Source organism: Catalinimonas alkaloidigena (assembly GCF_900100765.1).
Classification (GTDB): domain Bacteria; phylum Bacteroidota; class Bacteroidia; order Cytophagales; family Flexibacteraceae; genus Mooreia; species Mooreia alkaloidigena.
In genome coordinates this window covers 226,121-251,612 of record NZ_FNFO01000009.1, presented here as the reverse complement: position 1 = coordinate 251,612, position 25,492 = coordinate 226,121, and the positions used below count along the sequence as shown (strand labels likewise).

23 protein-coding genes are annotated in these 25,492 nt (G+C 58.5%); 12 read left to right on the top strand and 11 right to left on the bottom strand.

What is annotated here, in order from left to right:
* On the bottom strand, positions 1-570 hold the full coding sequence (locus tag BLR44_RS20900; RefSeq protein ID WP_089685748.1) for a hypothetical protein: 570 nt from the start codon (positions 568-570) through the stop codon (positions 1-3).
* Between the two features lie 134 nt (positions 571-704).
* Here BLR44_RS20900 and BLR44_RS20895 point away from each other — a divergent pair, with 134 nt between their 5' ends.
* From BLR44_RS20895 to BLR44_RS20880, 4 genes are all read left to right on the top strand, one after another.
* Entirely contained in the window at positions 705-2,282 is a 1,578-nt protein-coding gene (locus BLR44_RS20895) for an N-acyl-D-amino-acid deacylase family protein (protein WP_245706133.1), read from the top strand.
* A 451-nt stretch (positions 2,283-2,733) separates the two neighbouring features.
* Positions 2,734-2,943, top strand: a complete 210-nt coding sequence (locus BLR44_RS28680) for a hypothetical protein (protein WP_143017402.1) — start codon at positions 2,734-2,736, stop codon at positions 2,941-2,943.
* 168 nt (positions 2,944-3,111) lie between these two features.
* Positions 3,112-3,819 carry a hypothetical protein gene (locus BLR44_RS20885; RefSeq protein WP_089685742.1) on the top strand — a complete coding sequence of 236 codons (708 nt, stop codon included), beginning with the start codon at positions 3,112-3,114 and terminating at the stop codon, positions 3,817-3,819.
* A gap of 33 nt (positions 3,820-3,852) precedes the next feature.
* Complete coding sequence (locus tag BLR44_RS20880; protein ID WP_245706132.1) at positions 3,853-4,998, top strand: mandelate racemase/muconate lactonizing enzyme family protein; 1,146 nt, start codon at positions 3,853-3,855, stop codon at positions 4,996-4,998.
* On the opposite strand, the gene BLR44_RS20875 is transcribed toward BLR44_RS20880, so the two are convergent.
* Positions 4,999-5,703 carry a hypothetical protein gene (locus BLR44_RS20875; protein WP_089685740.1) on the bottom strand — a complete coding sequence of 235 codons (705 nt, stop codon included), beginning with the start codon at positions 5,701-5,703 and terminating at the stop codon, positions 4,999-5,001.
* Between the two features lie 386 nt (positions 5,704-6,089).
* Between BLR44_RS20875 and BLR44_RS20870 the strand changes: the two genes are divergently transcribed.
* Positions 6,090-6,491, top strand: coding sequence for a VOC family protein (locus tag BLR44_RS20870; protein WP_089685739.1), 402 nt, complete (start codon positions 6,090-6,092; stop codon positions 6,489-6,491).
* Positions 6,492-6,572: 81 nt separating this feature from the next.
* Here the strand turns inward: BLR44_RS20870 and BLR44_RS20865 are convergent, their stop codons facing one another.
* Positions 6,573-8,228, bottom strand: coding sequence for a pectate lyase (locus BLR44_RS20865; RefSeq protein WP_089685737.1), 1,656 nt, complete (start codon positions 8,226-8,228; stop codon positions 6,573-6,575).
* A gap of 357 nt (positions 8,229-8,585) precedes the next feature.
* Here BLR44_RS20865 and BLR44_RS20860 point away from each other — a divergent pair, with 357 nt between their 5' ends.
* The gene (locus BLR44_RS20860; RefSeq protein WP_089685735.1) at positions 8,586-9,170 is read left to right on the top strand and encodes a hypothetical protein; all 585 of its coding nucleotides are present in this window, start codon (positions 8,586-8,588) and stop codon (positions 9,168-9,170) included.
* Between the two features lie 103 nt (positions 9,171-9,273).
* Here BLR44_RS20860 and BLR44_RS20855 read toward each other — a convergent pair whose 3' ends face one another.
* Positions 9,274-10,848, bottom strand: a complete 1,575-nt coding sequence (locus BLR44_RS20855) for a M16 family metallopeptidase (protein ID WP_089685733.1) — start codon at positions 10,846-10,848, stop codon at positions 9,274-9,276.
* 19 nt (positions 10,849-10,867) lie between these two features.
* Positions 10,868-12,292, bottom strand: a complete 1,425-nt coding sequence (locus BLR44_RS20850; RefSeq protein WP_089685731.1) for a M16 family metallopeptidase — start codon at positions 12,290-12,292, stop codon at positions 10,868-10,870.
* A gap of 180 nt (positions 12,293-12,472) precedes the next feature.
* Between BLR44_RS20850 and BLR44_RS20845 the strand changes: the two genes are divergently transcribed.
* From BLR44_RS20845 to BLR44_RS20830, 4 genes are all read left to right on the top strand, one after another.
* On the top strand, positions 12,473-13,099 hold the full coding sequence (locus tag BLR44_RS20845; RefSeq protein ID WP_089685729.1) for a hypothetical protein: 627 nt from the start codon (positions 12,473-12,475) through the stop codon (positions 13,097-13,099).
* Positions 13,100-13,138: 39 nt separating this feature from the next.
* Positions 13,139-13,981 carry a sugar phosphate isomerase/epimerase family protein gene (locus BLR44_RS20840; protein ID WP_089685728.1) on the top strand — a complete coding sequence of 281 codons (843 nt, stop codon included), beginning with the start codon at positions 13,139-13,141 and terminating at the stop codon, positions 13,979-13,981.
* A 78-nt stretch (positions 13,982-14,059) separates the two neighbouring features.
* Complete coding sequence (locus BLR44_RS20835; protein ID WP_245706136.1) at positions 14,060-14,482, top strand: helix-turn-helix domain-containing protein; 423 nt, start codon at positions 14,060-14,062, stop codon at positions 14,480-14,482.
* A 45-nt stretch (positions 14,483-14,527) separates the two neighbouring features.
* Positions 14,528-14,914 carry a VOC family protein gene (locus BLR44_RS20830; RefSeq protein ID WP_089685723.1) on the top strand — a complete coding sequence of 129 codons (387 nt, stop codon included), beginning with the start codon at positions 14,528-14,530 and terminating at the stop codon, positions 14,912-14,914.
* Here BLR44_RS20830 and BLR44_RS20825 read toward each other — a convergent pair whose 3' ends face one another.
* Positions 14,915-15,898: a pectinesterase family protein gene (locus BLR44_RS20825; protein WP_089685721.1), complete on the bottom strand. Its 984-nt coding sequence runs from the start codon at positions 15,896-15,898 to the stop codon at positions 14,915-14,917.
* 88 nt (positions 15,899-15,986) lie between these two features.
* The gene (locus tag BLR44_RS20820; protein WP_089685718.1) at positions 15,987-16,982 is read right to left on the bottom strand and encodes an alpha/beta hydrolase; all 996 of its coding nucleotides are present in this window, start codon (positions 16,980-16,982) and stop codon (positions 15,987-15,989) included.
* A gap of 277 nt (positions 16,983-17,259) precedes the next feature.
* Here BLR44_RS20820 and BLR44_RS20815 point away from each other — a divergent pair, with 277 nt between their 5' ends.
* Positions 17,260-18,906 carry a VWA domain-containing protein gene (locus BLR44_RS20815; protein WP_089685716.1) on the top strand — a complete coding sequence of 549 codons (1,647 nt, stop codon included), beginning with the start codon at positions 17,260-17,262 and terminating at the stop codon, positions 18,904-18,906.
* Positions 18,907-19,011: 105 nt separating this feature from the next.
* Here the strand turns inward: BLR44_RS20815 and BLR44_RS20810 are convergent, their stop codons facing one another.
* Both BLR44_RS20810 and BLR44_RS28930 read right to left on the bottom strand, forming a co-directional pair.
* Positions 19,012-19,734 (bottom strand): DUF434 domain-containing protein, encoded by a 723-nt coding sequence (locus BLR44_RS20810; protein ID WP_089685714.1) that lies wholly within the window; start codon positions 19,732-19,734, stop codon positions 19,012-19,014.
* A gap of 86 nt (positions 19,735-19,820) precedes the next feature.
* Positions 19,821-21,536 (bottom strand): GEVED domain-containing protein, encoded by a 1,716-nt coding sequence (locus BLR44_RS28930; RefSeq protein WP_176956145.1) that lies wholly within the window; start codon positions 21,534-21,536, stop codon positions 19,821-19,823.
* Between the two features lie 517 nt (positions 21,537-22,053).
* Here BLR44_RS28930 and BLR44_RS20800 point away from each other — a divergent pair.
* Positions 22,054-23,274, top strand: a complete 1,221-nt coding sequence (locus BLR44_RS20800; RefSeq protein ID WP_089685928.1) for an ABC transporter permease — start codon at positions 22,054-22,056, stop codon at positions 23,272-23,274.
* Between the two features lie 95 nt (positions 23,275-23,369).
* On the opposite strand, the gene BLR44_RS20795 is transcribed toward BLR44_RS20800, so the two are convergent.
* Positions 23,370-24,392, bottom strand: a complete 1,023-nt coding sequence (locus BLR44_RS20795) for a T9SS type A sorting domain-containing protein (protein ID WP_089685712.1) — start codon at positions 24,390-24,392, stop codon at positions 23,370-23,372.
* A complete protein-coding gene (locus tag BLR44_RS20790; protein WP_089685710.1) occupies positions 24,389-25,459 on the bottom strand; it encodes a right-handed parallel beta-helix repeat-containing protein in 1,071 nt (356 codons plus the stop codon). The genes BLR44_RS20795 and BLR44_RS20790 overlap by 4 nt, the downstream gene beginning before the upstream one ends.
* Between the last annotated feature and the right edge of the window lie 33 nt (positions 25,460-25,492).

The window sequence follows — 25,492 nt, the reverse complement described above, 5'->3', positions numbered from 1 at the left end:
TCAGGGTAGTTTGACGCCGGGTTTGATGACTTCGCTGATGGCCAGCACGCCCGCTTCGCCCGCGTAAATCCCGGCACTGGAATACTTGTAGGCTTCGGCGGTATAGCAGATGCCCGCGCGCACCGGATTGCGGTGAATGTGGTCGATCTGCGTCAGCAACTGCCGATGGGTATTCAGGTCAAGGGCCTCATGCTCGGCCTGCCACACCTTGTAGCGGCGGTCGTCGCCACTCTTCTTCGCCTGATTTTCGACGATCCACAGCAGCCAGTTGCGTCGGCTTTCCGGAAAATCGCGCTGCAACTTTTTGTAAATCCCCTGCGAGGTCGATTGCTTAAACGCCTCGATCAGCGCCGGGAGCTCTCCACGTTCCGTCTGCGCCACCAAGTGCAGGTGGTTGTTCATGATGACGTAGGCATACAGATGCAGGCCCCGGTGGATCATAAAGTCCTTTAGGTGACTGATGAGGATCTCTTTGTAGGCCTCCCGGCTGAACAGGTCAATCCCTTCGACGGAAGTCAGCGTGACGGCCTGCGGAACTTCCTGACTGGAAAAATGATGCTTTGTGCTCATCGGCGTAAAGTTCGGGCATCTGATTGAGTTTCGCGAAACGGAGCACTGCCCTTTCTGACGCGGCCCCACACGTGTTTTCAGAAAAACGCCCGCTCCCCTTTGTTCTTTCCCGTTTCGATACGTATTTGTGGCCCATGGTTCCACGCACTATGCTTTTGAGGCGGTCGTTTCAGAAGGCCTTACTCTTTCCGATTTTTCTGTTGATCCTGCGCTGTGCCCAACCGCCCACGGAGTTTGAGCGGTTTCTGGCATCGCACCCCGGTTCGTTCGATGTGCTGATCAAAAACGGGCAGGTGATCGACGGTACGGGCCACCCTGCGCAACGTTGGGACGTGCTGCTGCGCGGCGATACCATTGCGTACGTAGGCGACGTGGACACGGCGCTGGTGCAGGTCACGCAAACCATCGACGCGGCAGGACACGTGGTGACGCCCGGTTTTATCGACACACACGCGCACGGCGATCCGCTGCAAACCCCGGCATTCGAGAACTTTCTGGCGATGGGGGTAACCACCATCTTTCTGGGACAAGACGGCAGCAGCCCCGCCCAGCGCACCCTCGTCCCCTGGATGCAACAGGTCACCGCCAAAGCGCCCGGTGTCAACATCGCCACGTTTGTGGGGCACGGCACGCTTCGCGAACTAACGGGCGTTAACTACGACTCGGTACCGACCCCGGCCATGCTGCAACAGATGAGCACCTTGCTGGAGACGCAGTTAGAAGAAGGCGCTTTCGGCCTGAGCACCGGCCTGGAATACCTGCCCGGCACCTACGCCCCCGCTTACGAACTGGACTCGCTGGCGAAAGTAGTGGGGCGACACGATCGGGTGATTACCAGCCACATGCGCAACGAAGACAACGACCAGCTGGAAGCATCTTTGCAGGAACTGATCGCCCAGGGAGCGTTCTGTGCCGTGAATGCCTCGCACCTGAAGGCCGTCTACGGCAAAGGAAGCGCCCGCGCCGAAGAGATCCTCGCGCAGCTGGAACAGGCCCGTGCCAACGACGTGGCCCTTACGGCCGACCTCTATCCTTACACCGCCAGCTACACGGGCATCGGCATTGTGTTCCCGGAGTGGGCCAAAGCCCCGCACGACTACGCACAGGTGGTGCGCACTCGCCGCAGCGAACTGGCCGAGTACCTGCGCAACAAAATCAACCAGCGCAACGGCCCGGAGGCGACATTGTTCGGAACGGCCCCCTGGGCGGGTATGACGCTGGCCACCGTCGCCCGGGAACACAAAAAACCGTTCGAAGACGTTTTGATCGACGACATCGGCCCGACGGGCGCTTCGGGGGCGTATTTCGTGATGGACAGCACCCTACAGGAGCGGCTTCTTCAGGCACCCTACATCATGGTCTGCTCTGACGGCAGTCCGACCATGTGGCACCCCCGCGGCTACGGCTCGTTTGCCAAAATCATAGAGTCGTACGTGCAGCGGAAAAAGCTCTTTTCGCTGGAAGAAGCCGTTCGCAAAATGACCTCGCTCCCCGCCCAGACCTTTCACCTCCCCGACCGGGGCGAAATTGCGGCCGGGAAAAAAGCGGATTTGCTGGTATTCGATCCACGCACCATCCGCGCTACGGCCACCTTTACGGCACCGCACAACCTGGCACAGGGCTTTCGCTACGTTTTCGTCAATGGGAAACTGGCCCGTCAGGACGAGACGCTGGCCCCGCAGGGCTACGGACAGATGTTGACCGCACAGTAATGCGCTAGCCGCGGTATACGTAGGGCAACGTCTTTTATGATTTGATACATAGGCTTTACGGTCACCATTTCCGCAGCATCCTCAGAAGTGTACCAGCCTCGCGCTGGAACTCGGGCTTCTCGCCCTTGCCTGCTGGATTTTGTCCGACGAGGGCGACCTGCTGTGGGTGACGGCCTACCTCTTCCCGCCACTACGGCTCCTTCGTAATTCCGCTGTTGTTTTGCTTTTTCGCGTTTTACAACCTTCCGCAGCTAGACCGCTACCTGGCCGGCAGGTACAAAGGTGAGTTTGAGTCGTACCAGAAATCCACTAAAAAAAAAGTATTCTTTTTCTGTATTGAGCCGACCCGTGCTTCTGCCCTCATTCCGGTAAAGTTTAAGCGCTTTTTAATGGCTCTGTTGAGAGCGTCGACCAACGGTCCGTTACCTTTGCCAACAATAGCCGTCTCGCCATGAAAAAGCTTGCATTTTATGCGCTGCTGGCCCTGACAGGGCTTGGCAGTTGTACCACGTCGCATCGCACTCAGGCAGCGCACACCCCTCCGACGCTGCACACGTTTGCCAAGGATCAGCAGCGCCTGATCAAACCTCAACATACGGTTGCTGCTCAACCACCGGCTGCCCATCACACGTTTCTCAAAAGTCAGCATTCGGCACAATAACCTGCGGGCGTCGTCCGTACGACCTTCTCTGTTGCTCGAAGCCTCGGTCTGTGCCGGGGCTTTTTTTATGGTAAAAGGGTTATCTTGGCCGACAGGTAGTATGGTGACACGTCACGATGCGTTGCGACAGCAGCAGATTCGTTTTCCCGAAAGCGTATGCGATTTGGTATGACCACTTTCAAAACCGTCCGTTGGAGTACATATCTGTTCGAGTTGTTTGTAGTCTTTCTGGGGGTGACGCTGGCGTTTGCCCTGGACGAATGGAACGAAAACCGCCGCAAGCGCAACATCGAGATCAAAACCCTTACGGAAATCCGGGATGGTCTGCAGCTCGATCAGACCGATATTCAGGATAATATGTCAGGACACCGCCGGGGACTCAAAGCCTGCGCCGTCTTCAGGACTTACCTCCGCAGCCCGCAACCTGTGCCCGACTCCCTGCCGTTCTACTTCAGTTACCTCACTCGCGACTTTATTGCCATTCAGAACTCAGCAGCGTACGAATCGCTTAAAACCCGGGGGCTGGACATCATCACTAACGATAGCCTGCGCCTGGAGATCGTGGCCCTGTACGACTTCCACTTCGAAATCATCGAGAAATTAGAAGAACATTACGCTGAAATGCAGTTTTACACCTTGTACTTTCACCCCATCAACGACCTGATGGTCGACTACCTAGTGTTCGATGAGCGGGGCCGACTCACCGACCTGCTCCCAACGGTACACCTGACACCCACCGACCACCGGAAGCTGCTCAGCTACCTCTGGCGCATCGAATACAACCGCAGGTTTACGCTCATTCAATATGAAACTCTGGTGCAAAAACTGGAACAACTTATGGTCCACGTTACCGAAGAGATCGAGCGGCTTCAGTAATGTTGCGCTGACGTTTCTGTACCCCCTTGCTGTATGACGACCTTTCCTGCCGACCGCACCGACGCCTCCATGACCATCACCCACGTGGAGATTTTCAAGCTGAACATTCCACTGAAAGAGCCCTTCGTGATTTCGTTGGGCATCATTCCGTCGGCGACCAATCTCTACATCCGGCTGCATACCGACCAGGGACTGACGGGCGTGGGCGAAGGCTGTCCGTACGTATACATCGTGGGCGAAACGCAGGAAACGCAGTTTGCTCTGGCGCAACAGGTCGCGCGCCTCTGGAAAGGGAAAAATCCGCTGGAACTGGAAAAGCGATTGCACGAACTAGACCGGGCGCTTTCGCACAACCCAACGCTCAAAAGCGCATTCGACATGGCGTTGCACGACCTGCTGGCCAAGTGGTGCGGCGTTCCCCTCTACCAACTGTGGGGCGGGGCGAACGACCGCGAAGTGCATACCGACATGACGGTGGGTATCGGCACGCCGGAGCGGATGGCCGAACAGGCCGCCCGTTTTCAGGCGGCAGGGTTTCCGGCGATTAAAATCAAGTTGGGCACCACCCCGGCCGAGGACGTGGCCCGCATCCGGGCCATTCGCGAGGCGGTGGGCGAGGCCCTTCCCCTTCGCATTGACGCCAACCAGGGCTGGAATGGCGTGACGGCCCTGACCACCTTGCGGGCGCTGGCACCGTTCGACGTAGAGCACTGCGAGGAACCGGTACCGCACTGGAACCTGCCCGATCTGGTGCGGGTGCGGCAGCAAAGCCCCATCGCCATCATGGCCGACGAATCGCTTTTCTCGCCGCACGACGCCTTCCGGCTGGCCCGTGCAGGTGCCTGCGACTATTTCAACGTGAAGCTTTCCAAATCGGGGGGACTGCGCCACGCCCTCCACATTTTTGCCATTGCCGAAGCCAGTGGCATTCTCTGCCAGGTCGGTTGCATGTCCGAAAGCCGCCTGGCCATCACCGCCCTGTTTCACCTCGTGCTGGCGCGCACCAACATTGTCCACTTCGACCTGGACTCACCGCTCATGCTGGCGGACGACCCGGTCATCGGGGGGATTACGTATGGTGCAGGAGGACAGGTACTCTTGCCGACCGGAAGCGGACCGGGCATCGGTGCCGACCTTGACCCGGATTACCTGAAAACCATGGAACGGGTCGAAATTTAATTAGGGCAGCACCACGTCAGACATGACGGCCAGCGGCTTGTCTGCCGGTTTGACTTCAAGCTCCCGCACAAACGACTGTTTCCTGGATTTCACCAGCAGCGTATACGTGCCCACCGGCATGCCCTGCAGGTCGAACGGCCGGTGGTAACTCACCGCTGAGGTGTTTTCCTCGTAGAGCGTCGCCCCTTCCGTATCCATCAGCCGAATCTTCATCCGTTCCTCTTTCGGGTTGTCGATCAGCACTTTCATCCGCAGGCTTTGCGGCATCATATACGCATTTAGCCGGATCTGGGCCCTTTGTAACGCCAGTTGCTTCTCTACCTTGGATTCGTCCCGCAACAGAACGTCGGGCATCTTCAGCAAAGCGCCGCGCGCTAACTTTTGCATTTCGGTTACACCCACCGTGGCGGCCACCAGCCGGTTGTGCAGCACCTGTTCGAGCATGCCGTCCAGCTTCCGGCGATTCCGGGCCGTGAGTCGTACGTACTTCCCCACCAATTCTTCCTGATAGACGACCTGCCGGTGTTCGTCATAAAACCGGATGGTCGTTGTGCGGTTGTCCGGATCGGTCAGCACTTGCCAGAAGCCGCTGTGGGCGCTAACGTGCTGTTTCTCGTAATACGAAACGTCCTGTGCGTAACCCGTGGACCCGAAACGTGCCCCAAGGGCGATCAAAATCAAAACGTAGAATACTTGCTTCAACATACACCTGAGATTAATGAATACGACCCGAAATGTGCAGGATGCCTGTTGTGGCGGGCGGAGCGCCTATGCGGTAAGACATAAGTCCTCCGGGACCTGTGTGGCCAGGCCAATGGGGTGTGCAGAATGTTTGAAGTGGGTGGGCGTTCGGCAGTGAAAAAATTCCTCTCGCGCGTTACCGAACGGGTGATACACAAATATAACGTCCGGGCACGGTTCTGTCCACCCCTCTGCACAAACATTTTCCCCCGAAAAAATGCAAAGGATTGTATGCAGATCGGCGCATTTGCGCGGGCAATGCCGACCCGCCAACCGCGGGGCGCTAGTATACTTCGACCTTTCGTGGTTCTTTAGTAGCGACATCTCTCTAGACCCCAAAACCACGATTTATGAAGTTAGAGCATTTTGCCCTGAACGTTCAACACCCCCAGCACATGGCGGACTGGTATGTGACCCACCTGGGCCTTACGATCGTCAAACAATCGCCCGAAGCGCCGTTTATGACGTTTCTGGCCGACGACAGCGGCCGCATCATGATCGAGATTTATACCAACCCGGCCGACGAAGTACCCGATTATGCCCACATGAACCCGCTGTTGGTGCACCTAGCCTTTGTCTCGGCCGATCCGGACGTGGATAAAAATCGACTTATCGAGGCGGGCGCGACCCTGGTCAGTGACCAGACGTACCCGGATGGCTCGCATCTGGTGATGCTGCGCGATCCCTGGGGCCTGGCCCTGCAACTCTGCAAACGCGGCACCCCGATGCTGACGGAGCGCGAACGCTCGTAACCTCCTGTACCAACGCCTCCCCCGTGATGTCGATGCGGCACGAGGGAGGCGTTGCGTTGTGTGTTACAAACACCCCGAATGCTAATCGCCTTGTTGCGACACGGCCTGGTCGTGCGCCGTCAGGTACTCGATCAGCACGTCCATGTTTCTCACGAACGCACCCGTCGAAATGCCTTCCTGCGCCTGATCGGTGTAGTAAGGCGAGGTATCGTACTGATCGCCGACAAACTGGGACCGAAAGTCGCCCTCGGCCACTTCTGTCGTACCGGGACCGATGTACGGATGCGTTGTGACCCGCAGAGGGGTAAGCCAGTAGCCGTCCGGTGTCAGGGTGCTGATCAGTTGTTGTACTTCTTCGGTCGAGGCTGCGCGGCGGGACAGCCCGCGGCTATTCAGGTCAGAGATTTTAGCCCCGCGTAGCGTAAAATAGCGCGGCAACTCTACCTTCACCCCGGATTTCAGCGGCGACTTGGCCGTGGCCTCCTCGGGCGAAAGCTGGCGAATGGCTTCAAATTGGGTGCGGAGGTCGGCCACATCCACAAAGCGCGTAGAGCGGTAATGGGCGATGGTGTGCGTCGGATCGTAATCGGCATAATAAGCACCGTTGACCACGTTGGAGCCGCGCCGGTGCAGGTACAGGGCCTTGTTGGTACCCAGCTCAATGAACATCGGGTGCGTTCGGTTGTCGACGATTGCGTCGTCGGGGAGCCGCAGGGCTTCCAGCCAGTCGAGCGCTTCCGGAATCCGCGCGAGGTACTTTCTGTCACCCATCAGGCGGTAGAAATTCATCAGTTGCCGCACATTGTTGACCGTCGTGGCGGTCGAAAGCGCCTTGGGTTCGTACGTCCGCGCACCGGCGGGTTGCAGATCCGTGGTGTACTGTAATGCCCAGCCCGGCTGTGGGGCGGGCAGTTGGGTGACCAGAAAAGAGTCCATTGCCCGACGGATGGGGTCCAGCAAACTAGTATCGCCCAGCGCCTGATAGCACAGCACCAGAAACTCGATATTTTCCTGCGCTACGTCGTCGTTGAAGGTGATGTAGGAAGAATAGTCGGCGTGGCCCTGTTTCGTAAACGCACCGGCCGGTGGGTAACGCTGCGGCCAGCCGCCCATGTCGTACTGGCTCTCCTTCACAAACGCAATGGCCTTGTCCAGGGCCTTTTTGATTGCCGGTTCGCGCTTCTCCAGATACATCCGCAACAGCAGCTTCGAGGCTTCGGCCGTTCCGGCGTCGTCGAACGTAGCGTTGCCGTAGTAGTGCTGGAACTCTTCCAGCCGCCAGCCGTTCGCCCCGATGGTACGGTACCACTCCTGCAGCGACGCCTCGCCCGCCAGATCGGCCATGTAATTCCACCCGCCGCTGGGATGCTGCGCCCGCATCAGCACTTCGGTGGCGCGTTTGGCCACGCGGTAGTAGTAGGAGTCGCCGGTCGCATGGTAGGCGTCCAGAAACAGGTGGCCCATGGTGGCCGTGCCCGGCGGTTGCACCCAGATCATCGTCTTTTTGGCCTCCATCTCGCCCCAGCGCCGCGACAGGTCGGGCAGGTAGGACCAGACATAGCCGCCTTGGTAACTGACTTTGTCGTCCATAAACTGCGTAGCGCGTTTCATCGTCGTCAGGATTTCCGCTTTGCTGACGGGGGCGTGCTCCGGCTCCGGGTCAGTTTGCCAGCCGCCCATCAGGGGCAGCAGCAGGGCCAGGAACACGGGGACAAGGTGTTTTCCGGAAGTTTGCATAAAAGTGGTGGTTTGAGGTGAAAAGGTGAGGTCGGTATCAGGCCCATTGGCGGGCCGTCACGTGGGGCACAACTGGACAGAAACGAAAAAGAGAGCGTTCATACGCAAGCAGGTGGCAGAGGTGCGGCCATCGGTGGCGATTCGCCTGAAAACGATGCCTGTGGCAGGTGCGGTGCGCCGCAGTTGCGTGACGGCAGAATCTACCATAGTAGAAACCTGAGCGCTTCATTTATACCCGCCCCACCGCAGGATTTCCGTCGGAGACCAAACGGACCCACGATTTTTCGCCTTCCGCCCGCTCGCCCGCTAACATTGCTCGGACTTCTGCGTTAATCATGGCAACTAACTGTTACCATTATGAGTGGAGAAACCATCGCGAAAGACTTCGCCGCGCAATATTACCTCGACTATTACGCCAACAACCTGGTCGTCGAAAACATGAAAGGCCAGACCCGGGTCTATTACTTCGACCGGGCCATGCGCCTGCTGGACCAGAACAGCATCTTTCAGCACCTGAACGTAAATACCCTGGACGACACCACGTGGCGACTCCTGGAAAACTACACGGACATCGAACAAATTGCCGGGCAGCCTGTTTTCGGAACCGGCCCCGACGGCATCGCCGCCCATGCGGCGCAGTATTGCCAGGAACGCGACCTGCCCCCGCGGGTAGGTACCTGGTTTGCCGATTTCGTCGAGCAGTGCTTCGTCGGGTTCGGGTTCAACCAATACCACGAAGAAGGCATTCTGTGCGACACCAGCGATTTTGGCTGGACGCCCGAAAACGTGAGGCTGTATATCGATCCGCTGACCCAGGCCAAAGCGCTGCGCCACTCGCAACGCGGCCCCAACCGCAACCTGCACACGGTGCAACTGAACGATGCAGCCCTGAATTACAACCGCGACCTGGCCCCGTTCTTCTTCCGGGCGCTCGTGTTTTAAGCAAGGAAACCGGCGCTCCGAAGACCGGAAGAAAATCTCTTAACGCAAACGAGGCGATGGACTTATAGCCCATCGCCTCGTTTCTATTTCAGCGTGCTCCTGCTCAGGGCGTTCCTTCGCGGCCCTGTTGAAACACGTCGGCCGGTGGCACCACGGTCACTTCATCGACGCGGAGCGGAAAAGCTTCGACGGTTTTGTCGAGTTCGAAAACGGATTCGGGCAGGCTTTCGCGGACCACGTTGGCGTAGCTCATAGGCGAAGGCGCCTGGGTTTCCAGCAGGGTTTTCAAAGGCGCAGCCTCGGCCTCGTCTGTAATCATCACCACATCCAGGTTTTCGGTTTGAAGGTAGCGGGCCGCGGCCGCGTTGACCTGCTCCAGCGTCAGGTTAGCCAGCGCTTCGTCCATCTCGGCGATGTAGTCCTGCAGGCCGTAGAACCGCGAATCGAGCAGAAAGCCCAGCCGTCGCTCGGGCGTCTGGATGTAGAGTTTCAGGTAGCTGCGTAGAAACTGCCGCGTCAGGTCGAACTCCTCCTGCGTCAGTCCTTCGTTTTTCACCCGGTCGATTTCGTACAGCGCCATCCGCAGCGCAAACGGCGCGTGCCCGACCTGAAGATCGCTCAGTTCGTCGTACTGCGACGTCAGGCTGTAGGCGGTCTGCACCGGCCGAATCCAGATGGCGAAGTAATTCGACGAACGCGGAAACCCGGTCAGTGGTAATTGGTGCTGCCCCCCGGCCTCGTACCACTCGATGTACGTATAATCGCCGTAATTCATGGAGCGCTTTTCGCGGATCAACTGGTAGAGCTTGGAGTACGATTTGCGGTGCTCGCCGAGGTACGAGTTAACCACCAGCATGGCGGGCCAGTCGTCCGAACTGCGGTCGATGTCAATCGGGTATCCCGCAAAAATGGCCGTTCCCAGGTTGTTCGGTTTGGGAATCAACTCCACGTGCAGGCCGTCGGGCATCTCGGGCCGGGGCACCACGACCGTCGCCGGGGCCACGTCCGAAAGCCGGTTGAGGTCGGCTTTCAGTTTCGTCAGGAAAGAGGCGGGATACTTGCCGGCAATGCCGATGGTCACGTTGTGGCGGGTGAACTGCGTACGAAAATGCTGCTTCACGTCCTCGAGCGTAATGGCGTCGAGGCCCTGCACAGTGCCGTACTTTGGGTGCTGGTAGGGCGTGCCTTCGTAAAGCTTTTCTTCCAGGGCCAGCTTGCTGAAATCCTCGTCCGACGAAGCTTTGATTACCTGTTCCACATAATTCTTCAGGTTACTCCGCACGCGGCTAAAGTCTTTTTCGTGGAAGGCGGGGCGGAGCAAAACACCCTGAAAAATGGCGTAAAACTGATCGAGATGATCTTCGTGCACTTCGAAGGTCAGGGTCGTCATCTCCTTGTCTGTAAAAGCACCGTACGACGCCGCCATCGGATACAACAACGCATCGATTTCGGGTTTGGTGTAGCGGTCGCTACCGGTGTTGGTCCAGACTTCCGCTGTCAGGTTCGTGAGGCCCTCTTTGCCCAGCGGATCGGTGACCGACCCGTTGCGGAAGGCCAGTTTCACCACTACTTTATTGGATTGCGCATTGGGCAGTTCGACCACCTCCTGCGCCCGGACGACCAGAGGAAGCGCCAGCAAGGCGACGCCCAGCAGGCCACGGTAGAGTATATTTTTCATGAATGCGTAGGTTGAAAGGTTAATTAGAAGACCCCTGGGGGGTGCCGGTAGCGTTGCGTTGGCTCGCAAACGGCGACTCCGCCGCGGGCGAAATGGTGCCCAGCGTCAGGTGTTCGTCCACCAGGTACTGGCGGGCGACGCGCTGGAGGTCTTCCGGCATTACGGCGTCGTACAGATCGAACAGGCGGTTGATGTCGGTCGGGTCGCCCGTCAGCCAGATGACTTGCGAAAGCGCTTCGGCAATTTGTGAAGGGCTGTCCAGGTCCATGGCGAAGCTGTACTTGAGTCGCGACTGCGCTTCGCCGAGGGCTTTGGCCTTGACGGGCACCTCCCGGTACCGTTGAATCACCGAATCGAGTTGCGCTTTGACATACGGCAGGTCGTCGGCCTTCACCAGCGAAGCCGAAATGGTAAACAGGCCGGGATCGCGCGTGTCCAACGCGTAGGCGCCCAGGTTCCGCGCTTTCTGTTCGTCGATCACCAGCTTGCGGTAGATGTCCGACTTCGGCGAGAACGCCAGCATGGCCAGCAGATCGAGGGCCGCTTTGTCTTTATTCTCCACGCTGAACGCCGGGCTCTTGTAGTTCAGGCTTAGCGTCGGCGGGTAACCGGCGGCCTGTTCGTGGGCGTAGCGGGTGGCCGTCTGTTCGGGTTCCGTCGGGATGGTGGGTTGGTAATTGCCCCGCTCCCAATCGCCGAAATACTGTTCGGCCAGGTGGTTGACCTGCTCTGGCGTCACGTCGCCCACCACCAGCAGCGTGGTGTATTCCGGTCGGTAAAACCGGTCGTAAAATTGCTTCGAGTAGGCGTACTGGTTGGGCATGTCCACCACATCCTCCCAAAACCCGATGGTCGTGTGCTGATAGGTATGCTGATCGAACGCCTGGTCGTAGGTTTTCACGTACAACTTGGACGAGGGGCTGGCGTAGCTCTTGGTGTATTCCCCTTTCACCGCCCCGGCCTCTACTTTAAAATCAGCCTCTGAGTAGTTAAGGTGCTGGAATCGGTCCGCCTCCAGCTCAAACATGGTTTCCAGCATGTCGGCATTGCCCGTCATGTGGTAGACCGTCCGGTCCCACCACGTGTTGGCGTTGGCGGCCGCACCGATCCCTTTCAGGACTTCTCCGTAGCGGTCTTTGGGGTATCGATCCGTCCCGCGGAACATCATGTGTTCGAAAAAGTGGGCGAAGCCCGACTTGCCGCTTTCGACTTCTTCGCGCGACCCGACCCGCACCACCAGGTAGAACGAAGCCAGCCCCGGACTGTCGTACGGTACGGTGACCACGTTCAGGCCGTTGGGCAGCGGTTTCTGGTGGATCGAATACGGAAAAACGCCGGAGGTTTCGGCCTGGGAGGGCGCTTCCTGCAGAGTGCTGCGCCGGCAGCCCGCAGCCAACAGGAGGGTGACGATGCCCAACAAGGGCCAATAAAAAAGCGCACGCATAGGTAGGTTGTTTGGTAAATCAATTGGACAAAGGTACGAGGCCGGTTGGTTTCTGTTGCTAAAGCTCGCCACCGGTTGGATCTATCTCACACAAGAGCATCGCCTGCACAGAAGTTCCCGGTCGTGGCCTGTATCACAGCAGGCGCGAACTACGTACAAGTGGCTAAAACAGAGAACCGTATGGGGGTTAAGAAAATCATCGACCGCGTCTCGACCGAAGTCGAAACGATTTTTGGGCACGCCCGCAAAGATAAATTATACGACAGCGAACGCACGTTTGCAACACCCGCCGAGGCTGAGGCCGCATTTGCCCGTGCCAAAGCGAAACTGCTCGACGTCAACCGCTGGTCCGACCTGTCGGGCTTGTCGGCCCGGTTCGAACTGCACGACCGCCACGGCCGCCCCACCCTGGAACCCGCCTCGGACGTGGGGCAGTTCATCCGCATTCTGTTGCCGGGACCGCTCCCCGAGAACTGGGTCGAAATTACCGACATTCAGGAAGAGCCGCACGCGCTTCAGTTTACCGTACACCCCTGCACCGATCCGCAGAGCAACGACGAACACGTAGAGCATTTCTTTGTGAAGGAGGCCAGCAGCACGTTCAGGGTCGAACAAAAAGGCACGACCCTCGCCGCGTACGAGATCGGCGAAAACGAGGGCATCAACAACAAGGGCAAAGAAGCGGGCGCGCGCAGTGCCCTCAATACGGTCATTTCCGAAGGGGCCTGGATGGCCTTTCAGGAAATCCAGTGGAATAAGCTGACCAATTACCTGGTCCACAACGATGAGTATGAGGGCCGGAATTAGTACTCTTGTAGGTGTTTAGTCACCTATCCCCCAACACCTATGTCTTTTACCCGTCACGAATTTTTGAAGCTTCTCGGCCTGGGAGCCGCCGGAGCCGCCTCGCTGTCCATTCCCCGCCTGTCGGCCCAGCCTACCGCGTCCGGCCGAGCCGCGTCCGGCCTTACCCTCGGTGTCGCTTCCTATACGTTCCGGGAGTTTAGCCTGGACGAAACCATCGAAATGACGAAGCGGCTGAACCTGAAAAACATCGCCCTCAAAAGCATGCACATGCCGCTGGACGCCTCTGCGGCCGATATCAAAGCGGCGGCAAAAAAGGTACGCGACGCTGGCCTGAGCCTCTACGGTGCCGGGGTGATTTACATGAAAACGGCAGACGAGGTGAAGCAAACGTTCGAATACGCCAAAGCCGCCGACCTGGAGATGATCATCGGCGTGCCCAACCACGAGCTGCTGGACCTGACCAACCAGATGGTGAAACAGTACAACATCAAAGTCGCCATCCACAACCACGGCCCCGGCGACAAGCTCTATTCCAGCGTGAACGACGTCTATGCCAAAATCAAGGACCTCGACAAGCGCATCGGCTTCTGCATCGATGTGGGGCACGTGCAGCGCATCGGCGAAGACCCCGCGAAAATGGTGGAGAAATATAAAGATCGTCTTTACGACATGCACATGAAGGACGTGAACCGCAACGACGGTGAGGGTACGCCGCTCGAAGTAGGCCGCGGCCTCATCGACATTCCGCGCTTGCTCAAGACGCTCGAAAAAATCAATTACCAGGGTACCGTCGCTTTTGAGTACGAAAAAGACGGAAAAGACCCCATCGTCGGCCTGGCCGAGTCGGTCGGCTACGTGCGGGGCATTTTACAAGTGGTATAGCGTTCGCTGCTGGGCCATAACGACAAAAAGCCGCATCTTTTACGCAAGGTGCGGCTTTTTGTGTATCATGCTTTTGTGATGCCACTCCCCGCCCCGCCTACCTTCTACCAACAGCAGATGGATCAGCTCCGGACTACGGTTTATCCGCCACCGGAACAGGTGGCCCGCGTCCGCAGGGCAAAGCAGTTCATGGAGCGCCAGTTTTCGGAAAGGATTCTGCTGGACGCGCTCTGCCGAGAGGCATTCCTATCCAAATTTCACTTCCTCCGGCTGTTCAAACGGCTCTACGGCCAAACGCCCTACCAGTACCTGACGTCGGTGCGGATTCAACAGGCGAAATTGCGGTTACGACAGGGACAACCGGCCCGTGCGGTCTGCTTTGCCGTCGGGTTCGACAGTGTGGGCTCGTTTACCACCCTCTTCCGGAAAATGACCGGCACCACGCCCGGCACTTTTCAGCGGCGACACGCGCAGAAAAGCAATTTTCAAGAACGATCTTAACCGAGTGATGGCGACTTTGCGGAGCACGTAACCCCTTGCCCCTTTATGAAAATCAACCTCACCAGTGTCCCCGTCGACGATCAGGAAAAAGCGCTCCGCTTCTATACCGACGTGTTGGGCTTCGTTAAAAAAACCGAGATTCCGATGGGCGAACACCGCTGGCTCACGGTTGTTTCCCCAGAAGAGCGCGACGGCACAGAACTCCTCCTGGAACCCATGGGTTTTGCACCGGCCCAGGTATACCAGCGCGCCTTATTCGAAGCGGGTATTCCCTACACGACATTCCAGGTCGACGACGTGCAACAGACGTACGAACGGCTGCAACAGCGGGGCGTCGTGTTCAGCGTGCCGCCCACCGAAATGGGCACGGCCAAACTGGCGGTTTTTGAGGATACGTGCGGCAACCACCTGCAAATTGCTCAGGTGATGTAATCAGGGCTTAGCCGCCTCCGGCATCCACCCTTCCAGAATCTTTTCGGGGGTGTAAGCGGCGGCGTCCGCTTTGGAAAGCTGATGCGACCAGGCAATGCGCTGCTTGGGTTGCGCACCGGGGCCTTGTGACGCATATTCCGCGTAGAACGTGGTTTGCTTGTCGTCTTTGTTGCTCCACGCCTTCCACCCTTCCGGGGCGATGGGGGCCTGCAAGTTGCATTCAAGAAAAACAGTGCGGGCAAACTGCCGCCAGGGCCGCCCCAGGTACACCTGTTTCACGTCAGGCGCAGCCGTAATGTCGCATTCGTGAAACACAAAACCATAGGGACGTCCTTCCACGGTGGAGGCGGCGGTGATGTACGAATCGCTCTTCGCCCGGATTTCACACGCTTCGAACCAGGCCGTCGCCTCCCCGAAAATAAAGTCGGTCGTGCCGTCGATATAACAGTTGCGGAAATAGTCGCGCGACCGCTCGCCCGCCAGGTAAACGGTATCCTGGTTGCCTTTGAACGCACAATTAACGAACACGCAGCGGTCACCTTCCACGTGCAACGCCACGGCTTGCCCCACCGGACCCGCCGTGTTTTCGACCGTGACGTTTTCCAGGCGAAAATCGTTGGCCTCCACCTGAAGCGTGTAGGTGTGAAATGTGCTGTTCCGCCCGAGGTTGATCTTGTCGAAATAGTCGTCGTAGGTGATGACCGTGTTTTCCCGATCTTCTCCGATCAGCGACAGTTTCGTATTCCAGGAATACACGCGCACCTTCTCTTTGTAGACCCCCTTTTTGAGCCGAATCGTGATGGGCTCATCGGGAAAAGCCTTGGTGGCATCGATGGCCTCCTGAATACGGGTAAAGTCACCGCTGCCGTCCTGCGCCACCGTAAATTCGGTTTGATAGCCGGGATTTTGGGCGGAAGCCGGAACAGTAAAACACGCGATCCAGAAGCTAATAGCGCAGACAAGGAAGAGACGGTTATATAGCATGATGAGGTAATTGGTGATATCCTTTTGTTGTGGTTAGTAGAGACTACGTGCGCTTTGTACCCTGATCAAATCCTGGTTCATCAATCACCTACTCCTTAAAGACCTTATCCAAAAAGCCGCGGACGTAGCCGACGGTCGGTTTGAACCAGGGATGCAACAGCCAGAACGGATGGGGCGTGTCGGGCAGGGTGTGGACTTCGTGGTACGTGCCGTACGCATCTAATTTTTGGAAGAAATCGTCGCGGCCCGCGTGGAACCGGGGAATCGAACTGTTCACGAACAGGATCGGCGGCGTTTGTGCGCTGACGTGCTCCAACGGAGAAGCGGCTGTCCAGAGCGTCGGATTTTCTTCGTAGCGCGCCCCCAGCCAGGTGCTGGCCGAATTGCCTTTTACCTCGGCTTCGGCTTCGGGATGGATGAACGACACCACACCATCGATGTTGACGATGGCCTGCACGTCGCTCGACTGGTCCGGGTACGCCCCTCCCTCAAATTGCGGATCGCTCGGGGTCGTGCCGATCAGCGTCACCACCTGCGCCCCCGACGAACAGCCCAGCACCGCGATTTTTTCCGGATCGACGTGGTACTCCCTGGCGTGGGCGCGGAGCCAGCGAATCGCCGCTTTGATGTCGACGAGGGAGGCGGGATACAGTGCTTCCAGCGCGAGACGGTACTCGACCGCCAGCGTGACGTACCCGGCCGCAGCCAGTTGCTGCGCCATCGGAATCAGGTTGAATTTACTACCCGACCGCCAGCCACCGCCGTGGATCAGCAGCACCGCCGGGTAGGGTCCGGCCGCCGTCTTTTTCGGATGAAAAATGTCGGCGTGCAGTTGCCGGTCGCCGTACGGTGTGTCTTTGATTTCCCGGTAGACGACGTCCTTTTCCCACGCCACGCCCCGGGGCAATTGCGGCGTCACCAGTTCGACGTTCGGAAAGTTTTTTCGCTCTTTCAGGTAGGTCGACTGCGGTGTAAAGGACGTATCGTAGGGGATCGGCGGCGACGACTGGGCGAGAACGGGAGCGCCGCTCAGGCACGCCAGCACCAGGCCACACAAGAGTTGATGCCAAAAAGAGTTGTTCATTCCGTAGTAGGGTCAGAATCGGGCAAAGGGTTACAGTACAGCATTTCGTGACAAGATTGTGCGTCAAGAGCCAGCGGGCGGATCGCCTAACTTCTACCTCCTCCCACGATCCGACCTCATCCACGAGGGTGGCGGGCTGCACTCGTAAAGAAGCGGTTTTGCAAAAAGTATACTGTTTTTTGTTTGCCGACAGATTTTAAAAACGTAGGCACGTCGTCAACTATTCCGGGCGGTTCGTGTTTCCTTTGAGGAAGGCTACCTGATTGACCCACGTATTTTGAAAGAAGACGATTTTAAACAGTTTATTGAGTTCGGGGCGCTGCTCGACAAAGGCACGCGCCGTTACCTCGTGCGCTACCTGCTGCATCGGTTCAACCACCCCGGCGGCGAACTGGAAGCGCTGGCGGCTCCGTCGGCAGAGTTCGATCTGTTGAAAGAAACCCTCGACCGGGTGTTTTCGCACGAGACGACGCTTCAGGTGTTAGGGCAGCACGACGCACTGGCGACGCAGGTGGTGCAGGACACGTTGCAGTGGATGCGGAAGACGCACCAGCGTGTCAAGACGGAGAATCCCTACCAGGAAGAGTTCCGGCGGCTAGGGTCGTGGCAGGAACGGCCGCTGCGCATTTTTGCCGAGACGTGGTATCACCTCACCCAGTTTCTGAAGGAAAACTATACGCGCGAAGAGCTGGACGTCCTTTTTTACCAGGAACGGTTCGACGATACGTTCCGCGACCGGAAAGCCTTTCTCCAACGGCTCGATGCGGCCTACCGGGAACACGGGATGGACTGGCAACACCCCATCGAACGGATCATTCAGGACCTGCTGACGCAGTGGGAAGCGCTGCTGATCGCCCGCAGCCTGCGCTACGAGATGGAACGCATGGAAGAGGAACGCGAAGAATTCAGCCAACTGCTGTACCAGAAGGTGGAAGAATTTCAGAAGCTGCTCGACCTCATCGCGCCGTTTACGCTCGACGTCGGTCGGTTTTGGGACCTCGACAAAGGCTTGTGGAAGAAGCACACGTTCAACGTGCTGGAACGCTACGCCGAAATTTTGCAGAATGAGCACGGCATCCGGCAACTGGCGCAACTGCTGGGCCGCTGGCGCGACGCCGAAACCGAACTCGACGAACAGCTCTACGCCCGCGCCATCTCGAAAAGCGAGTGGAAAACCGTGCCCGGCCTGCGCGGCGAAATCAGCGGCGTTCACGAAAGCGACGACCTGCCGAACGTCCTTCCCACCGAAGCGGCCTTGCTCGGCACGCCCGTCACCGAAACTCTTTTCTTCAAAAAATACCTCGAAAAGCGACTCCTCACGTTCCAGTACCAGGGCGAACAGGCTGTGAAGGGACGGGACATGCTCTACGAGCAACAAGCCCAGCAAAAAGCGCAGGAGCGCGGGCCGTTCATCATTTGCATCGACACCAGCGGCTCGATGGAAGGCACGCCCGAACACATTGCCAAGGTGCTTTGCTTTGCCGTACTCAAAATGGCCGCCCGCGAACGCCGCCACGCCTACCTGATCTCGTTTTCGGTAGGGCTGCACACGATCAACCTGATGGAACTGGAAACGTCGATGGACAAGATCGTCGACTTTCTGAACCGCCGCTTCGACGGAGGGACCGACATTTCGCCGGCGATGCACGAAGCGCTGCGGATGCTGGACGACAAAGACTACGAAGACGCCGATGTGCTGATGGTCTCCGATTTCGTGATGTACGACATTCGGGAAGACATCGTCCGGCAGATGCACAAAAAACAGAAGACCGGGACGCGTTTCCACAGCCTCACGCTGGCCGGCGCCAAGACCAACCCCGAAATTGTGGATTTGTTCGACAACTATTGGGTGTACGATCCCGACAACCGCGAAGTGGTCCGCCAGCTCGCGTCGGATCTGCGCAGCATTTCGCGGGTGAGTTGACTTCGCTAGTCACGCCTGAACGCCCTTCGACAACGCAGGCGGTGGTGCGAGAAAGCCTTTCCGGCCACAGGGGCGTCGACGTATGTCTCTTCGGGAAAGCACGATTTACACACGGATGAGTTGGGGGTGTACTTTCTGCCGCTCGACCAGATACGCTCCAAAATTGAACCACCGGTCGGCACGATCCAGAATCCAGCCGTCGGAAGTGATCACGATATCGTCGCTTTCGGCCAGCACCAGATCGGGGTTGTTGGCCAGTTCCAGTTCCCACGGATACCCATACGCCTGCCCGATGTCCCGCAAAAAGGACTTGAGCCGCCCGCTGTTGGAAATGGGCGCATCCAGCCACCACGCGACCTGCGCGACCCGTAGCTCCTGCAACGCCTCCCCGATGGTCCGGGCGGCATCTTCGGTTTTGACGACCCGTTTGTACGAACCGTGCACACTGGAAATGTCGCGGATGGTGCCGTCCCGGCAGCCGAAAACGTAGGCTCCCGACAGGATGCTTTCCAGCAGAATGAGCTGGTTGAATCCGTCAATGGCGACCGTGGCTCCGGCCAGTGCCGCCGGACTACAGGCCTTCAGTCGACGCAGCTCGGCTTCTTGGGCAGACGCGCTCATGCGCAACACGGCTTCCTGTTGCCGTTTGTTGAGCCGGTACCGATTGCCCACCAGTTGCAGAGCCGACGCACTGCCGTAGCCCCGCTCCAGCAGGAATTCCAGGTCGTCGACGGCTTCTTTCAGAGCGGGGTGCCACTTCGCGCTGAATAGTTTCTCGTCGCTCGGATGCTTTCCCCGGTTGCGTGTTTCTTCTGTACGTGCAGTCATTTCCTCAAGGCTTCGTTTGCGCAATAGCATACGAAAAAAGCGCGGGAGTGCCGCGCTTTTTTCGAGGGATACTATGTTGCTTGCTTTTACTTCACGACCGTGATCCGCTCGGTGGTTCGCAACCGGTCGCCTTCCATGCGAATCAGGTAAAGCCCGGCCGGCCAGGCCTGGATGTCGATCGTCCGCACCGACTGGCCCGTAGGGGCAGTCCAGGTAAAGGCGTCGACCCGTTGTCCGCTGGTGTTGAAGACTTCCACCGCCAATGGCGTGGCCATGCCCGGAGTTCCCTCGTCGGGCAACGTCACTTCCATGGTAAGGCTTTCGCGGGCCGGATTAGGATAGTAGCGCACAACCGGCTCGGCAGTAGCTTCGGCGGAACGCGTTCCACCGGTCCCGATCACCACGGTATAGTCCTCTACCTCTCCGTAGGCAAAGCTTTCGCAGGGCTGGGGCGTACCGTTGTATTTCATCGCGACACGCATCCGCGTCGAACCGGTTTTGGCACCGCTCGGCACCACAAACGACCCCGTAACCGAGGTAGCCGTCGTGCTGCTGCGGCTGTACACCCGCTCGCCGCTGTCGTCGAAGTCGCCATCCTGGTTGTAGTCGATCCAGGCCGCATAGCCCTCGCCATAGACCGTGCCCGACCAGGCCGGTGTCAGGGTCAGGCTGTAAGAATTTCCTTTGGTCAGGTTCGCTGAAGTTGTAGTAAAGTCCACATATCCGCCGTTGTCGCCGGACAGTTTGTTGATGCTGCCGACCTTCACCCGGTTGAGCCATTCGTCTGCGGTGCTGTTTCCCTGCGAGGCGCAATAAGTCGGGGTGTTGCTGCTGCCACCCCCGGCATTGCCGACCAGCGAACCACGTGCCCCTCCGGCGGCCAACACCGCCCGCATGCGGGTTTTCTGGCCGGTCGTGAACATGTACATGCAGGCGTCGTCGACGTAATCCATGTAGTTCATAAACATGGAGCGCACGCCGCACGAAGAAATGGGGTGCGAAGGACAGCCGTAGTTCGGCCCGTCGTCGTCGGGCGTATCCGAGACGTAATCGCTGGCACCGCATCCGCCATCACCCCAGATGTGGCGCAGGTTCAGGTAGTGGCCAACTTCGTGCGTAGCGGTCCGCCCTTTGTTGAAAGGAGCGGCGGCGGTGCCGTTGGTGCCAAACGCCGTGTAGTTGATGACCACCCCGTCGGTCGAGGCCGGACCGCCCGGAAACTGTGCATAGCCCAGCAGGCCGCCGCTGAGCTTACAGACCCAGATGTTCAGGTACTTGTCGGCAGGCCAGGCGTTGCGGCCGCCCTGCGCGGTCGACTTGACGCGGTCGTCCGAGCTGAAAGAAGTGCGGGTCGTTTTGGTGCGGGTGATGCCCGACGTGGGTTTTCCGCCGGGGCTGACCTTGGCCAGCGCAAATTCGATTTTGGCATCGGCGACCCGCCCCGCAAATTCTGAAGGAGTGTTCCCGTAGTCGGCGTTCAAGCGGCGAAAGTCTTTGTTCAGCACGTTGAGCTGCGACTGAATCTGACTGGTGGTGATGTTTTCCGCATCGGTACGATAGACGACATGCACCACGACCGGAATGGTGTAGACCTCGTCGGCAAGCGTTTGCAGGCCTTTCGGATTGCGCATTTGCTGCACGTACTGCTGCGTAAACTGCTCAATACGACGCATCTGCTCCGAGACCTCCGGGTTTTCCGCCTCAATACGATCCAGCGCTTCCATGGTGGCGCACACGCGCTGCGCCCAGGCAGGACCGGCCAGGAACAAAGCGGACAGCAGGATAAAGGACACTTTCTTCATAAGATGAAACTTTTAAGTAAAAAATAAGGGCTCAGTCTTGCAATTTGGGAGTTTGAATCGACAATACCATCAAAAAAGATCAATTATCTCTATTTTATTACCTATGAAATAAGGAAGATAAATTCCTTTCCCTTCTGGTCGGAGTGGGCTGCGTCGTAGGGGAACCGCCCGGCGGATCGCCTACGCACGTAGTTTGGGCACCGGGGCCAAGGCAAACTGGCTTCTGCATCACTACCTCACAGCAGCTTGTGCTCTGCGTTTCGCTTCTGTAAACTCGTGAAAATCAGCCTTGTCGTCACGGTCCCGAGAACGTACCCAAACGTATACTGATCCGGCACGAAAAAAGTTGTTGGCCTGGCGCCAATCCAGGCACGGCACTACAGCACAGGCATCCTTTTTTGACACTGCGGTAACAATGTCGCACGGACTTTTCGGTGAGGCAGGTATCACCTTTTCCCGCACGCTTGCTGTCCTTTTGGCTCGTTTTGCCTACCTTTCTTACCTCACCCTCTGCCCCATGCTGAAAACCGTCCTTACCTCGTTTGCCCTGGCGTTGCACAACATCCGCACGCATTTTTTACACACTATGCTGTCTGTGCTGGGCATCGTAATCGGCGTGGCGGCGCTGGTCGGCATCTTGTCGCTCATCGACGGAATGGAATCCTACGCCCACGAGCAGGTTTCCACCACATCGCTACGGCACATTATCGTGGGGAGTCAGACGACCAGGGAGGTCGATCACGTGCGCATTGCCAAGGACACGTATCCGTACCTCAACTACGAGCGCTTTCAGAAGCTGATGACGTCGCTGCCGCAGCCGATCCAGGGCAATCTGTACATCCGACAGCCGACGGAACTGCTGCTGCCCGATACCACCCGACGCCTGGGCCTGATCGCCATGGGGACCACCGCTCCTTTCCCGCCCCACGTCGAAGTGGAAGCCGGCGAACTCTTTACAGAAGCCGACGTGCGGGCGCACCGCCCGGTGGTGGTGGTGAACCGCGCCCTGGCGCGCCAACTGGTCGGCACGGCCGCCCCGGAAACCGTCGTAGGCCAAACGCTTTCCCTGCGCGGCGAGACCTTCCGGGTGGTGGGCCTGTTCGCCGGCGATGGCACCTTGGCACAAGCTTACTTGCCGATAACACTCTTTTCGGAAGACGAACTTCGCAAGAATCCGCCGCAGGTCTTTCTGGAAGCCCCCACGGTCGAGGACGTTCCGGTTTACCAAGCCGCGGCAGAAGCACACTTGCGCAGCCAGTTTCCGGACCAGGCAGACGATTTTTTTGTAAGCACAAACGAAGGGCGCGTCCAACAAGCCAACCGGGGCTTTCTCATCTTCCGGCTGGTCATGGGATTCATCACGGGCCTTTCGGTACTGGTGGGCGGCATCGGCGTGATGAACGTGATGTTGATTTCGGTCACGGAGCGTACGATGGAAATCGGCATTCGGAAGGCCACCGGCGCCAAGCGGCGCGACATTCTACTGCAATTCCTCTCCGAATCGGTTACCATTTCCGGCTTTGGCAGCCTACTCGGGCTGATTGTCGGCATGCTGGGGTCGCTGGTGCTGGTGGCCGTTCTCCGGCACATCACCGAAGCACCTTTTCAGGTCGCGTTTACGGCTTCCACCCTGGGGTTTATTGCCGGCCTGGCACTGCTGATCGGCGTGGTGTTCGGAACCTACCCGGCCCTGCGCGCCGCCCGCCTCGATCCGGTCGACGCCATCCGCCACGAATAAAAAATGAACCGGACGGCTGCCTTACGCATCCGCCCGGTTTCCGGCAACAGCAACTCTGCGTATAGGATCGGTTTATCGGTCGCGATACAGTAGAACTACTGCCGCACAAAAGGGTAGTGCCAATGCGTATCCGCCGCCTGAAGGCTGATCCGGTACAGCCCCGCGGGCCAGGCGGCGCAGGGAATGCGCAACACATGGGTGCCGGGCGGGCACGACACAGTGGCGTTTCGGTAGAGCTCCTGCCCCAGCGCATCGTACACCACCACTGTCCCACGCCAGGACCGATGCAGTGCGAGCCGGACCGTGACCTCCGCACGCGCCGGGTTGGGGTACGGACGACTCACTGCCATGCCGTCGGGTAGGGAGGCTACCGCCGTGACGCCACTGACCGACACCGACGTGCTGCTGTAATGACTCCACCCGCCGTCACGGGCTTGCAGCCGTACGTACAACCGGTGCCGCCCCTGCGCGACGGTATCGACCGGAATTTGTAAGGCGAGGTCAGGCGCATCGCCGGTAGGGATGTCCAGCGGAATACCCTGCCCGACGCCCGGGTCCCGATCCCAGAAATACTCTGCCGCCACCACCGGCCGGTCCGGTTGCCCCGTTACGAAGACCAACCGTCGCAGGTACGGACTCCAGGCTCCGTCAGCGCCGCGCAGACGGACGTGCAACCGGTGCAGTCCCGGCGTTAGTCCGTCCGTCGGCACTTGCAGGTCTGTCTCCACGCTGGCTCCTGCTTCCAACGCCAGCGGCGTGCCCTGCCCCACGCCGGGGTCTTCGTTCCAGAAGTATTCTGCCGCCACGATGTTGAACGTAGCCGTACGCGTAACCAGCACGAAACCACACCGGAACTGGCTCCAGACCTGACGACCTTCCCTGATCCGCACACACACCCGGTGCAATCCCGGCGGGAGGGTGCTGACGTTTGGCATCAGAGCAAGGTTCTCCCATTGCCCGGCCGGAGCCAGTTGCAGGGGTGTGGCCTGGCCGACACCCGGATCGGTATCGACAAAGTACTCGGCGTCGACCAGCCTTTGTGCCGCCATCGGACCGGACCAACACAGGAGCATCAGCAGGACGCTCCACTGGAGAAAATACACGCGCCCCCGTTTCATTGTCCGGCTCGGAAACCCGAGAGTTGCAGGTTGACAGTACCGCCCTGGGGCACCGACTGAAAGGCCGGCGTCAGGGAAGAAACACGCGGGACCGTGGGCGAAAAGCCCGCCATCCGGAAGGGGTAATTGCCGCCGTAGAGACCCAGGTCAGAAGCGTCGGTACCGCCGGCTTTGCCCGGTGACCCTTCCGCGAGGCGATAATCGTTGGTGTGAACAAACTGGGGTTGCTCCGCGGTGAGTTGCGTAAAAAGGGGCTCCTGATTCATCACGTTGTTGGTGCCCGGAATGGCGTCGAGGGTGGCCGTAGGGGAATAGAACAGGTTGTGCACGAAAGAACAATTTGTGCATTCCTCAGTAAAATCGGTTACATCAGTCAGCATCCAGAAGATGTTGTTCTGGAAATGCGCCCCGGCCACCTGCCTGAAAACCGGGAAGTTCGTCTGGCGTACCAGCACCACATTGTTCGAAAAAATGAACGTGGCGTTGGCCTTCAGCAACAGCATGCCGTTGAAGTTACTCCCCAGCTGGATAAAATTGTTGCGCACGATCCAGTCGTCGCTGCTCGTTTCCAGGTTCAGGAGGGCGCATCCGCCACAGTTTGTGGCCGTCATCACGTTGCCTTCCACCAGCCAGCGGTCGGCACTGGAACCATCGCCGAAACTACTTTTTACGGGCGCGCCCGATTCGAGGTAGCAGTTGCGGATCGTGATGTCGTCTGTCTGCTGGAACACATCGCCTTGCACAGCACTACAGAGCAGCGATTCGATGACGCTTCCACTGCTGTTGGTCTGCAGTTTTATGATCCCGAATCGGGCTTCCATCCCGTTCAGTTGCGTTGCATCATGTCCCGGTCCGATGAGTACCAGGCGCTTCGTGAGGTTGACGTCGCCGTAAGAATAGACGGAGGGGTGCACCAGGAGGGTATCGCCCGCGGAGGCAGCATTTTGGGCAGCCCCGAAGGAGGCGTACTGCGCCGCCGAGTTTTCTGAATTGTCGAGGGTGAGGATGGTCGCCGAGGCCGGGCACGTTAGCATCAGGGCACTCAGCAGAAGAATTACATTTTTCATGGCAATGGGAGTTTTGTGTAGGACAAATCACCC